At 37.0% G+C, this 13,461-nt stretch carries 7 protein-coding genes and 1 tRNA gene; 6 read left to right on the plus strand and 2 right to left on the minus strand.

The window, feature by feature from the left end; translation table 11 throughout:
• The first annotated feature begins 133 nt into the window (after positions 1 to 133).
• The 6 genes from B0A67_RS21810 (at position 134) to B0A67_RS21835 (ending at position 12,526) form a co-directional block, all read left to right on the plus strand.
• Positions 134 to 3,298 (plus strand): SusC/RagA family TonB-linked outer membrane protein, encoded by a 3,165-nt coding sequence (locus tag B0A67_RS21810; RefSeq protein ID WP_089069576.1) that lies wholly within the window; start codon positions 134 to 136, stop codon positions 3,296 to 3,298.
• A gap of 13 nt (positions 3,299 to 3,311) precedes the next feature.
• Positions 3,312 to 4,943: a RagB/SusD family nutrient uptake outer membrane protein gene (locus tag B0A67_RS21815; RefSeq protein ID WP_072965089.1), complete on the plus strand. Its 1,632-nt coding sequence runs from the start codon at positions 3,312 to 3,314 to the stop codon at positions 4,941 to 4,943.
• Positions 4,944 to 4,979: 36 nt separating this feature from the next.
• Positions 4,980 to 6,338 (plus strand): glycan-binding surface protein, encoded by a 1,359-nt coding sequence (locus B0A67_RS21820; RefSeq protein WP_072965081.1) that lies wholly within the window; start codon positions 4,980 to 4,982, stop codon positions 6,336 to 6,338.
• Between the two features lie 60 nt (positions 6,339 to 6,398).
• Positions 6,399 to 8,606, plus strand: a complete 2,208-nt coding sequence (locus B0A67_RS21825) for an endo-1,4-beta-xylanase (protein WP_072965082.1) — start codon at positions 6,399 to 6,401, stop codon at positions 8,604 to 8,606.
• A gap of 131 nt (positions 8,607 to 8,737) precedes the next feature.
• Positions 8,738 to 10,363 (plus strand): GH35 family beta-galactosidase, encoded by a 1,626-nt coding sequence (locus tag B0A67_RS21830; protein WP_089069577.1) that lies wholly within the window; start codon positions 8,738 to 8,740, stop codon positions 10,361 to 10,363.
• 237 nt (positions 10,364 to 10,600) lie between these two features.
• Entirely contained in the window at positions 10,601 to 12,526 is a 1,926-nt protein-coding gene (locus B0A67_RS21835; protein ID WP_072965084.1) for a sialate O-acetylesterase, read from the plus strand.
• Positions 12,527 to 12,662: 136 nt separating this feature from the next.
• On the opposite strand, the gene B0A67_RS21840 is transcribed toward B0A67_RS21835, so the two are convergent.
• Positions 12,663 to 12,750, minus strand: a tRNA-Ser gene (locus B0A67_RS21840).
• A 251-nt stretch (positions 12,751 to 13,001) separates the two neighbouring features.
• Positions 13,002 to 13,461: hypothetical protein (locus B0A67_RS21845; protein WP_207557375.1), on the minus strand; the 460-nt coding region annotated here is incomplete at its 5' end.

The following is a 13,461-nucleotide window of genomic DNA, read 5'->3' on the forward strand; positions in this document are numbered from 1 at the left end:
GTTGTTTTTTATATATATTTGTTTCAATAATGGCTTAGAAAGGATGCTATTTTACAAGCGTAAAAATCCAACTTATAAGTCTATAAATAAAAACTAACTAAACCATACTATTAACTTATTAAACCAATTATTTATGACTAACTTTTTAATTACTAAAAGCAAATCGAAATACTTCAAAAATCTGGGTTTCCTGATTCTGATGTTAGTATTCTCTGCTATGGTAAATGCTCAAACTACAGTATCAGGAACAGTTTCGGATAGTGGCGGGCCAATACCCGGAGTAAATATTATTGTAAAGGGAAGTAATATCAATACAATTTCAAATTTTGACGGAACTTATACGATTAAAGCGCCTGCTACAGGAATTTTAGTCTATAGTTTTATCGGATACAAAGCAAAAGAAATTGCTGTTGCCAATAAAACTAAAATTGATGTAACGCTCGAAGAAGACCTCAACAATTTAAAAGAAGTTGTGGTAGTAGGATATGGTACCATGAAAAGAGGTGATCTTACCGGTGCTGTTTCGTCTGTTTCGAGTGCAGCAGTCGCACAATCTGTAGCGACCACTATTGATCAGGTTTTACAGGGACGTGCAGCCGGGGTTAACATTCAGCAAAATAATGGTGCGCCAGGTTCCAGTTCTTCAGTTCGTATTCGTGGTATAAGCTCGATTACAGGATCTAATGAGCCTATTTATGTTATCGACGGTGTGGTTATCGATGGCGCTACAGGTTCTATGAATGCGAATCCGCTTGCGGGGATAAATCCTTCAGACATTGTTTCGATGGATGTTCTAAAAGATGCTTCAGCCACAGCAATCTACGGATCAAGAGCAGCGAATGGTGTCATTATGATTACAACCAAAACCGGAAAAAAAGGAGAACTTACCCTGAACTTTGACAGTTATGTAGGATGGCAGGAAATTCCAAAACAATTACAGGTTCTTAATCTTAGAGAATACGGAACATTAAAAAATACCCGTGCCGATTTAGGAATTGTTCAACGTGACAATTATTTTATTCGTCCGGATTTGTTAGGAGATGGTACAGATTGGCAGAACGAGTTGTTTACCACCGCTATGATGCAGAGTTATAATTTATCTGCTTCAGGAGGATCTGAAAATACAACTTATGCTTTAGGAATTGGATATTTAGATCAGGACGGTATTGCCATTGGTTCATCATTCAATCGTTTCAATCTTCGAGGTGTGATAGACTCACAGGTAAAAAGCTTTTTGAAACTTGGTGTCAATATGGCTTTAAACAAAACAGAGCAAGTCACAACATTTACAGACGGTTCACTGATCCTTACTGCGCTTAAACAAACTCCAAATGTTGCTGCGCGTAATGCTGACGGGACATTCGACGGACCTGACACAACAGAATTTGTACAGAATAACCCGTTAGGTTTAGCTTTAATGAGAGACAATCATAACGAAAATTACGGAATAAGAGCCAATACATATGCTGAAATTGGTTTCTCTAAAAGCTTAAAGTTTAAATCGCAATACTCTCTGGATTATGGTTTTGGTAATAATTATACCTTTAATCCATCGTATACTTTTGGGGCACTTGTAAATGATGTTAGAGAAGGTACAAGAACAAAATCGCTTAGTCAAAACTGGATTTGGAATAATCTCTTAACCTACAACAAAACTTTTGGCGTGCATAACGTAAACGTAATGTTAGGTCAGGAAATGCAGGAACAGCGCTGGGAAAATCTGTACGGATATCGTTCGGGATACATTACAAACGGAGCAACAGATTTAGATGCCGGAGACCCTACAACCGCAAGAAACTCAAACGGAAGCTGGACAAGAGCCCTTAGTTCTTATTTTGGAAGAGTATTTTATTCCTTTAATGATAAATATCTGCTAACCGGTACCATCAGAAGAGACGGTTCTTCTCAGTTTGCCAAAGACAATCGTTGGGATTGGTTTCCGTCAGCAGCTTTGGCCTGGAAAGTTTCTAATGAAAATTTCTTAAAAGAAAATAAAACGATCAATAACCTGAAACTGCGATTGGGTTGGGGTATTGTGGGGAATCAAAGTGTTCCTAATTATGCTTATACCTCTGTTTATGGTACTTCTGCAACCAATTGGGGAAGTGGTCAGATTGCAACCAATACGGCAAATCCTGATTTAGGATGGGAGAAAACAAAATCGAGCAATATTGGTTTAGATCTTGGGCTTTTTAATAACAGAATCGAACTTATTGCAGACGTTTATTACAAAAAAACAGACGGATTGTTACTCGATTTAGCGCTTCCTGCCTATGCCGGAACAACAGGGCAAGGTTCTACAGCACCTCCAACATTCAATATTGGAGCTCTTGAAAACAAGGGATTTGAATTTACTTTAAATACCCTAAACATGCAAAGAAATGATTTTAGCTGGAAATCGAGTTTCGTTTTTTCTATGAACAGAAGCAAAGTTTTGGCATTGAATACAGAATCAGGAGTTTATAATATGACATTACAGCAAGGTTCTGATGTTACCGTAGTAACACGTACCGCAGTAGGACAGCCTATAGGTCAGTTTTACGGTTATAAAGTAATTGGACGTTTTGAGAAAGCTACTGATTTTTATTATAAAGATAAAGATGGAGTAGTAAAACCAACTGCTTTGCCGGAAGGAATGCAGATTGGTGAAAATGGAGTCTGGATAGGAGATTATATGTTTGAAGATGTCAATAAAGATGGTGTTATTAATGAAAAAGATACGGGATATATAGGGAATCCGGCACCCGATTTTACTTTTGGTATCGGAAATACATTCTCATTTCTTGGGTTTGATCTGAACATATTATTGACAGGATCTTATGGTAATGATGTCTTAAATTATCAAAGACGCTGGTTAGAAAATCCACGCGAAAATACTAATTTATTAAAATCAGCTTTAGGATATGCACAACTGGATTTGATTGATCCAAACGGACCAAACGATTACCGCAACGTACAAATTGTGGGCGGAGATCCTTATATGCCAAGAATTGGTGCTTCATCTGCATCATCGGCTTCTAATTATCGTTTGAGTAATCGATTTGTAGAAGATGGTTCCTATCTAAGAGTAAAAAATATTTCGATAGGGTATAATTTACCAAAGAAATTATATTCTAAATACGGTATCTCTAATATCAAAGTATATTCTAACGCACAAAACGTATTGACATTTACAAAGTACAAAGGATACGATCCGGAAGTAGGATCGATTAATCAAAATGTTCTTTTGACCGGTATTGATAACGGACGTTATCCGTCGCCGATAATCACCACACTTGGATTAAATGTTAATTTCTAAAATACTACAAACGATGAAAACAAAAAAAATAATTTACAAGATTCTTTTGATCGCATTGCCACTTGTTTGGACTAGTTGTAGTGATCTTTTAGATGTTGAACCCGAAGATCGAATTACTAAAGAGAATTTCTATAAATCCGAATCTGATTTTCAGGCAGCCACAGGTCCGTTGTACAACAAAGTGTGGTTTGATTTTAATGATAAATTCTATTATGGTTTAGGCGACGGACGAGCGGCAAACTTATACGCCCCTTTTTCTGATTATGTTTATCCGTTTACAGATTTAACAGAAACAGGATTAACAGGACCACTAGTTTCGGCCTGGGGATCTTTGTATAATGTGGTACAGCAATCCAATAATGTTATAATTGGCATTACAGGCAGCAGCGTTAATGACAACATTAAAAACAAATACATAGCCGAAGCCCGTTTTATGAGAGGAACCGCATATTGGTATCTGGCTTCATTATGGGGAGACGTAATTATTTCTACAGACCCAAGAGAACTGGTAAAAAATCCAATTGTAAATAAAAATCCATTAAAAGATGTTTACGAATTTGCCATGCGCGATTTAGAGTTTGCAGCAAAATATCTTCCGGAAACGGCAGGTCAGTCAGGACGTCTGACAAGATATAGTGCTTTCGGGATGCTGTCACGTGTTTATTTATCCTATTCAGGAATCAGTGACAACCCAAATAGCGGATCAAGAAATCAGGCCTATCTTGACCTGGCCAAAAAAGCGGCAGAAAAAGTAATCAATTCCGGCCCTTATAGTTTGATGCCTAATTATGCTGATTTATTTATGATCGAAAACAACAACAACTCAGAATCAATGTTTGCATTGCAATGGGTTCCTAACGGAGATTTTGGAGTAAACAATACGCAACAGGCTTATTTTGCCTTAAGCTCAGATATCACCGGAGATGATGCTGCGTGGGGATATTGGACCAGAGCTTCATACAATGTTTTACAGGAATATGAATCTAAAGATTCGCGTCGTAAAGCAACCTGGATGGGAAATAAAGATCATTATGCTGAAATTGGTAAAGCAAATGGAGGTTATACTGTAGATCACACAAGTGATTTCCTTACTGTAAAAAAAGGAGTAGTAGGATCAACAAAAGACAATGCTAAAATTACCCGTATGAACTCCGCATTAAATACCTATATGCTGCGTTTAGGCGAAGTATATTTAAACTATGCCGAAGCCGCTTTAGGTAATAATGCTTCAACAGCTGATGCCCTTGCACTTTCAGGAATAAACAAACTTCGTGTGCGTGCAGGTCTTGATCCTAAAGCAACACTGACTTATGCTGATATTATTCACGAAAGAAGAGTAGAGCTGTGTATGGAAGGCCAGTATTGGTATGATCTGGTAAGAAGATCCTATTACAAACAACAAGAAGTGGTAAATTATGTCACAAGTCAAAACAGAGGAACCATTACGCCAATTCTTTATGATTCAGCCACAAATGCAGTTACTGTTGATGCTACAAAAAGTAGTAGTTCACGTGCTATAGGTGTAATTGATGCTACCATTTTTGTTCTGCCTTATCCGGAATCTGAACTGGTTCAAAATCCGTTGTTGAGAGAAAACCCTGTGCCATATCAGTTTACTGAAGAAAGAATAAAAGACCTATTCTAGTAGAACGAAAAATAATAAATCTAAAGAAAGATTAATATGAAATATATTTTAAATAAAAAGTATTGGGCGCCCATCGCATTTCTTGGAATGATGGTTTTTAGTATGCTGTTTACTGCTTGTGATAATAATGATTCTAATGGTAAAGCGATAACGATTAGCAGAGTATTTCTGGAAGACATCAATTCGACTGTACCTGATAGAGAAGTTACTTTTGCCAGATTAGGACAAGTCATCCGTATTGAAGGTTCCGGTTTTACAGGACTAAAAAAGGTGTATATCAATGGATATTCCACTTATTTTAATGTTGTTTTTGTAAGCGATAATTCAATGCTGATCAATATTTCTGCGGATACGCCTACAATCGAAGCAGATCCTTCTGTTAGAAATACTATTCGATTTGTGAATGATAGTAATGAAACGACGTTTTCATTTGAAATTCGTTCCTCAAAACCGGTTATTGACCGAATCTCGAATACCATGCCTAACCCTGGTGAAACTATTACCGTTGAAGGTTCGGGTTTAACCGAAGTCAATAAAGTCATTTTTCCGGGAAATGTTGAAGTAACAACAGGAATTACATCTGATCCTGACGGTGAGTTTTTTACCGTTACAGTTCCTAACGGAGTATCAGACAACGGAGGTTCAATATTTGTTCAGAGCTCAAACGGAGGCGCTTATTCTCCGGCTTATTTTAATTTCAAAAAAGGTGTTTTAATCAATTTCGACGGACAAGGAAGCCAAGGTTCCTGGGACAGACCAACTATGATTCTGCCAACTGATATAGAATCAGCTTCTTTGGGAACAGGAAATACATCTCAGGGAAAATATGTACCGCATCATCCCGCCCGTATGCCAGCTTTTGATACAAAATCCCGTCAATCCGAAGTATGGACAGCAGGAACTGGCTCTGATAACTGGAGAACCCAACTAACACCTTATATTCCGGCAAGTACACCGCTTGACAAAGTGGCACTGCAATTTGAGATCTATGTTCCGGATGCCTGGAAAGATTCAGGATATTTAAAAATGTGTATGGTCAATAATTTTAACGGAGGCGAATGGGCAGGTGCTGTCTATAACTACATTCCGTGGTTAGTAGACGGAAAATCAGTTGCTTTTCAAACAACAGGCTGGACCACCGTTACCATTCCGCTAAATAAATTTTATGCATGGTCTAAAGAAGCTTTCACTTTTGAAACCGTTTTGGCTTATCGTGAAGCTGCAACCTATCAGAACTTTGGAATTTATTTTGAAAATTCTGATGTAAAAATGAAAGATGTTTTAGGAACTGCAAGCGAAGTAGAATTTCCTGCAAAAGCGACTTCGGTAAAAGTATATACAGACAACTGGAGAATTGTTTCACTGGATACACCGGTTTATAATGATTTCAATTAATAAAGTGGCACTACTAGATTAATAAAAGAGATAAATCGTGTAATTAAAAAAATACTAAAAATGAAATATAAATATATAATTCCTATAATTGCTTCGTCTTTAATGATTTTAGCATCGTGCGACGACAACAAAATGGACTGGGGGAAAGACCCGGATCATGGTGCAGTAACAGGAGCGGAGCTTCCGTTAGAACTAGTTGAAAAAATCAGCAGATATCAACCTTTAAAAACCTATACTGATTTTGTTTTAGGAAACGGAATTGGTGCTGATTTATACATGAGCGATGCTGCGTACAGAAAAATTGTAAACGAAAACTTTGATGAGGTTACACCAGGATATGCCATGAAACACGGCGCCATGGTAAATGCCAAAGGCGAAATAAATTTTGCGACTATTGATGCCTTCATTGCAGAAACAAAAAAAGCAGGACTAAAAGTTTTCGGACATACTTTAGTCTGGCATTCCAACCAAAACGCAAGTTACTTAAACGGACTTATTGCCCCAACTGTAATTCCGGGTTCCAGCGGAACCAATATCCTTGATGTAGCGGGCTTAAAAAGTGGTGCGTTTACCAATTGGGCAAGAAATAACCCTGGAAAAGGAATATCCATTGTTGCAAATTCCGGTTTAGCAAGCAATTCGCAGGCAATTCAATTAGCTTCAGGTGCAGCTTCAGCGCAACCTTACAATCTGCAGTTAACCTCTCCCAATATTCCAATTGTAACAGGTCATAATTATGAAATTTCTTTTTATATCAAATCAGATGTAACCGGTAAGGGACGTATTTCTTTCAATGCATCTTTAGCCAATCCATACCCTTATAAAGATTGGTATAATACGGGAGGAAGTCTTACAGAAGCTTTTGCAACAACATCAGCCTGGCAGCAAGTTAAAATTAAACTGGCACCGGGAGATTTTAAAGCAGGAAGTACAACTTTTCAGTATAATTTAGATTTAGGATATCTTCCAAATGTTACCTATTTAATAGACGTAAATACAATCGCCGTTGTAGATCTTGATGCTGTATCGGGTATTGTGAATTTAATTCCGAATGGTAATTTTAATTCAGGGATTACGGGATGGAGCCAGCAGAATGGAGCTGCAGGATCATTAAGTCTTGCAAGTGCTGCTAATTCATACGAAGGAAGTGGTGCTATGAAAGTAGTAAATGCAACCAGCACACCTACAGAGCAATATAAAACTCAAATTAACGGGCTTTTCAGTTCGGCTTTAGTTGCAGGAAAAAGTTATACAATTTCATATATGATTCGTTCTGAAGCGCCCGGTTCTGTAAGATGTTCTACTACACCACAGTCATTGGCCAATTATCAGGGCGATCAGGCAACTTCGACAACATGGAAATTGATTGAATGGAAAATTACCGGAAAAGGAGGAGAGACAGGTTTTAATTTTGATTTGGGAGCTGCCTCGGGAACGTATTACATTGATAATGTAGTAGTAACTTCCGGAGAAACTGCTGGCGGCGGCGTAACAGCGCCAATAAATATCGAGAAAACCGATGCCGAAAAAACAAAAATCATAGGAGATGCCATGAAAGACTGGATTTCTAAAATGATGACACATTATAAAACAAGCGTTTTTGCATGGGATGTGGTCAATGAACCAATGAAAGAAGACGGAACATTAAGAACCGGTAATGAAGGCGACACCGCGACAGATTATTTTTCGTGGGCAAAATATCTGGGGAAAGATTATGCAGTAACAGCATTTAAATTAGCCCGCCAAAACGGAAACACAACAGACAAGCTATTTATAAATGATTATAATCTGGAATCAAGATTAGACAAATGCGATGGCTTAATCAGTTATGTGACTTATATCGAAAGTCAGGGCGGTACAGTAGACGGAATCGGAACTCAGATGCATATTGGCCTGACAACAGACAAAGATAAAATTGTTCAGATGTTTCAAAAATTAGCTGCGTCAGGAAAATTGATTAAAATCTCTGAGTTAGATGTAAGATTAGGAACAAATGCGCCAACTGTAGCACAACAAGCAGCTCAGGCAGAAATGTATCAGTTTGTAATCGATATGTATAAAAAACACATTCCGGTACCACAACAATATGGTATAACTATCTGGGGTGTTTCGGATAGTGTAAAAGAACATGAATTCTGGCTTCCTGATGAATCCCCAAACCTTTGGGACGCCAATTATGTTCGTAAACATGCTTACAAAGGCGCTGCCGATGGTCTTGCCGGAAAAGACGTAAGCAAAGACTTTTCAGGCGAACTGGTAAAACCATAAAGTATTTTTTAGTAAATAAATCCGTAGTAGGAATCTCAAAAGGATTCGTACTATGGATTATTTCTTTTCTTAGCTTTTGCTAATTAGCTAAAGCTTAAAACAATTGATTTTTTAATATGAAACGAATTAAAATGTCTGATTCAAAAAACAGATTTATTTTATTGCTATTGCTGGTCATGCAGATTGGTTTTTCCCAGAATCAAATGCCTGTTCTTCAAAAAAAAGGAAATAAGACCCAATTGATCGTCAACGGAAATCCTTTTATTATTCTTGGCGGCGAATTAGGAAATTCTTCGGCGACCAGTATGGAAAGTATGGAGCCCATTTGGTCGAAATTAACGGATATGAATCTGAATACCGTTTTAACCCCAATTTATTGGGAATTAATAGAAAAGGAGGAAAACAAGTTTGATTTTTCTTTGGTAGATGATTTGATTCTCAGGGCCAGAAAAGAAAATCTCAAATTGGTTTTCTTATGGTTTGGATCATGGAAAAACAGTATGTCAAGTCATGCCCCTGAATGGGTAAAACTGAATCAGAAAAAATATCCCAGAGTTAAAGATGACAAAGGCAAAAGCCATGAAATTTTAACGCCTTTTAGCGAAAACAATTTGCAGGCTGATCTAAAGGCTTTTCAGAAACTGATGGCGCATATTAAGGCTTTCGATCAAAAAGAGCAAACAGTCATTATGATACAGGTCGAAAATGAAATAGGAATGTTACCAACTGCCAGAGATTATCATCCGTTGGCCAATGCAGCTTTTAAAAAAGAAGTGCCGGAAGAATTAATAAAATACCTGCAGAAAAATAAAACAAAACTAGTTCCTGAATTTTCAGCAATATGGAAGAAAAACGGTTTTAAAACATCCGGAAATTGGGAACAAATTTTCGGAAAAGGATTGCAGACGGATGAAATTTTTATGGCCTGGTATTTTGCCGAATTCACCAATAAAGTAGCCAAAGCAGGAAAAGAAAGTTATTCGATCCCACTGTTCGTAAATGCAGCATTAAATGCACCGGAGAAAAAACCGGGTGATTATCCAAGTGCAGGACCATTGCCACACTTAATGGATATCTGGAAAGCAGCCGGAAATTCGATAGATTTTCTGGCACCCGATTTTTACAATCCATCATTCAAACACTGGAATGATCTGTTTACCCGTCAGGAAAATCCGTTATTTATACCCGAACACCGTTTTGATGCCAGCGCACCATTCAAAGGATTGTATGCAATAGGACATTATGAAGCGATTGGTTTTTCGCCTTTTTCGATTGAATCTGTAGCCGATGCAAAAAAAGAACCGCTGGGGAAAATATACGATTTGGTCAGGCAATTAACGCCCGTTATCGAATCGAATAAAGGGCAAGGCAAAATTGACGGCGTTTTATTAGACAAAGAAAACCAATCACAAATTGTCAGGTTAGGCAATTACGAATTTAATTTTAAACATGATTATACCTTAAATTGGTCAGATGGCGCCAAAGAAGAAATCTGGCCAACGTCAAGTGCAATTATTATTCAGGCAGGAACTGATGAGTTTTATATTGCAGGATCCGGAATTGTAGTTACATTTAAGTCATTAAAAAATACAAATTTGAATGTCGGAATTTTAAAAACAGATCAGGGTAAATTTGAAAATGGACTCTGGCGTACGATCCGACATTTTAACGGAGACCAAACCCATCAGGGAAGGCATCTCAGAATATCTGTTGGTGATTATGAAATTCAAAAACTGAAATTATATACTTATGAGTGATACTTTTTTCAGCCAAGACCCAATCGAAGGGAATAGGCGAAGTAATTTTACTAATTTTTTAAATGTTAATCTCAATTTGACAAATTAAAAAAATCGTAAAATTGAATAATCAACACAAAGTATAGATTAGTATAATTCGTGTAATTTGTGGCGGAAATCAAGCCCCACATAAGCAGATTAAAAAAAATCGTGTAAATCAGTTTTATCCCTTTAATCAGTGGGCAAAAAAAATATCAAATGAAACAAAGAATACTATTAGCTGCAATATTTTTGAGTTTCGCTCTCAATGCACAAATTAAATTACCAAGACTTATCAGCGACGGAATGGTTTTACAGCGCGATACCAAAGTAAAAATCTGGGGTTGGGCTTCTGCCAAAGAAAAAATAGAATTAGATTTTAACCACAAAACCTACAAAACCATTAGCGCCGAAAACGGAAAATGGCAAATCGAACTTCCATCACAAAAAGCAGGAGGTCCGTACGAAATGACCTTGAAAGCCAGTAATACAATTATCTTAAAAAATATTCTTTTCGGAGATGTTTGGGTTTGTTCCGGGCAATCGAATATGGAACTTCCGATGGACCGCCTGAAGGATAAATACAAAGATGTGATCGCTAAATCCGAAAATGCAAACATCAGACAATTTCTGGTTCCCGATCAATATTATTTTGCCAGTGAAAAAGAAGATTTTACATCAGGAGAATGGATCCAGGCAAATCCGATCAGTGTTTTGCAGTTTTCAGGCGTGGCATATTTTTTCGCCTTAGAAATCTATGAAAAATATAAAATTCCAATTGGGTTAATAAATTCCGCTTTGGGAGGATCTCCAGCCGAATCCTGGATCAGTGAAGAAAGCGTAAAGAAATTTCCGGACTATTATACTGAATTTTCAAAGTATAAAGACGGAACACTCGAAAAACAAATCGATGAGAATGATCGAAAAGTAAGCAATGACTGGTATAAGTTAGCCAATACTACAGATGAAGGATTAAAAAACAATTGGAAGAATGCGGACTTAGATGATACCAATTGGAAAACAATGAATGTTCCCGGATATTGGGCAGATAATGAACTTGGAAGTATAAACGGAGTAGTCTGGTTCAGAAAAGAGTTTATGCTTCCGACAGTAAAAGAAAACACGGCAAAACTTATTTTAGGAAGAATTGTTGATGCGGATTCGGTTTTTGTAAACAATCATTTTGTGGGGACAACCTCATATCAATATCCGCCCCGAATTTATTCCTTTGATGCAAGTATTTTAAAAGAGGGTAAAAATGAAATTTCCGTTCGCGTTATTAATAATTCAGGAAAAGGAGGCTTTGTTTTGGATAAGCCCTACGAATTGGTTTTGGGAAATGATACGCTCGATTTAAAAGGATTGTGGAAGTATCAATTAGGAGCTAAAATGTTACCCTTGCCGTCACCAACTTTTGTAAGATGGAAACCAGTCGGATTATATAATGCAATGATTGCACCTTTAAAAAACTATTCGATAAAAGGAGTGTTGTGGTATCAGGGAGAATCCAGTACCAAAAAGCCATCAGAATATTTTGCATTAATGGAAACATTAATTGCGAATTGGAGAACACAATGGCAACAACCAAAATTACCTTTTATTTTGGTACAGCTCACAAATTTCATGGAACCAAAATCGGAACCCGTCGAAAGCAATTGGGCTGAATTAAGGCAGCAACAGCTTAATGTTTTAAGAATTCCCAACACCGGAATGGCTGTTATCATAGATTTGGGCGAATGGAACGATATTCATCCGTTAAATAAATATGATGTTGGTAAAAGACTTTCTTTGCAAGCCAGAAAACTGGTGTATCGCGAGAAGAATCTAATTGCTTCAGGGCCTGTTTTTAAAGCAATGCGACAAAAAGAAAATAAACTAATCCTGAGTTTTACGGACACAGGATCAGGTTTAATGGCTAAAGAGAACGGTATATTAAAAGGATTTGCCATTGCCGGCAATGACGGAAAGTTTGTTTGGGCAAATGCTGTAATCGAAAGAGATAAAGTTATCGTTTGGAGTGATGCTATTATAAATCCGTCAAAAGTGCGATATGCCTGGGCCGATAATCCCTTAGAGGCAAATATGTATAATAAAGAAGATTTGCCGGCTTCACCTTTTGAAGCGGATTTGGATGGTAGGAAATAGTTGAGGTTTGATATAGTCGTGAATTAAAAATCCAAAGTAAATAAACTATTTACTTTGGATTTTTTTGTTTTTGTAATTGCTAATAAGTTGTAGAAAAAAAAGAAAACCCTTAACGATTGTTAAGGGTTTTAAATACTGGCGGAGGAAGAGGGATTCGAACCCCCGGACCTGTTACAGTCAACAGTTTTCAAGACTGCCGCATTCGACCGCTCTGCCATTCCTCCAGTAACACGCAATCATTTTCTCATTAAGGGTGCAAATATAGAATGTTTTTTTTATTGCTGAAAATTTTTTGATGTTATTTATCAATAAAAAATATCCTTCAAAGGCTAAAGCTTCCAGACACGGAATATTAAAAAAATCTTCTAGAAATTTCTGATGAAATGGGAATTCTTATTTGTAAAAAAGTTTGTATTCAAGCCATGTACTATTTAGGAAAACGTTACTTTTTTGGTTAAAAGAAATTACAGCCACATTATTGCAATTCCTTTAAGGCCGCAGCTTTAAGACCTTTTGGAGTGATAGTGCTCCGGTCAGTCATTTCATCTAATAGAACCATACCCTGATCATGTAGCAGTATCAAGTTTTCTAAAATAATTGACTGCAGGACCTGTTCATCTGGTCTTTCATCTGCCAGTTTATCAATAAGGAAGGTATACGGTCCAGCAATTTCTGCTAATTCTTCAAGTGAAACACTGCTGTTAAAATTTTCAGCCAGTGCTTTTAGAATTAGATCGGTCAATTTTATTGTCATATCTTTTGATTTATGCTGATTTAAAGTTATGACATTTTTTACTTTAAAATCATTGTAGTAAGAAATATTGTCAAAAATATTATGGTAGTGTTGCCAAGAAAGGTAAGATGATAACTGTGGTCTATATTTCTGAAATAGTTTCATTATTAAGGATTCCACTGCTATCCTACCGTCTGGACAC

Source organism: Flavobacterium aquidurense, from assembly GCF_002217195.1.
Lineage (GTDB): Bacteria > Bacteroidota > Bacteroidia > Flavobacteriales > Flavobacteriaceae > Flavobacterium > Flavobacterium frigidimaris.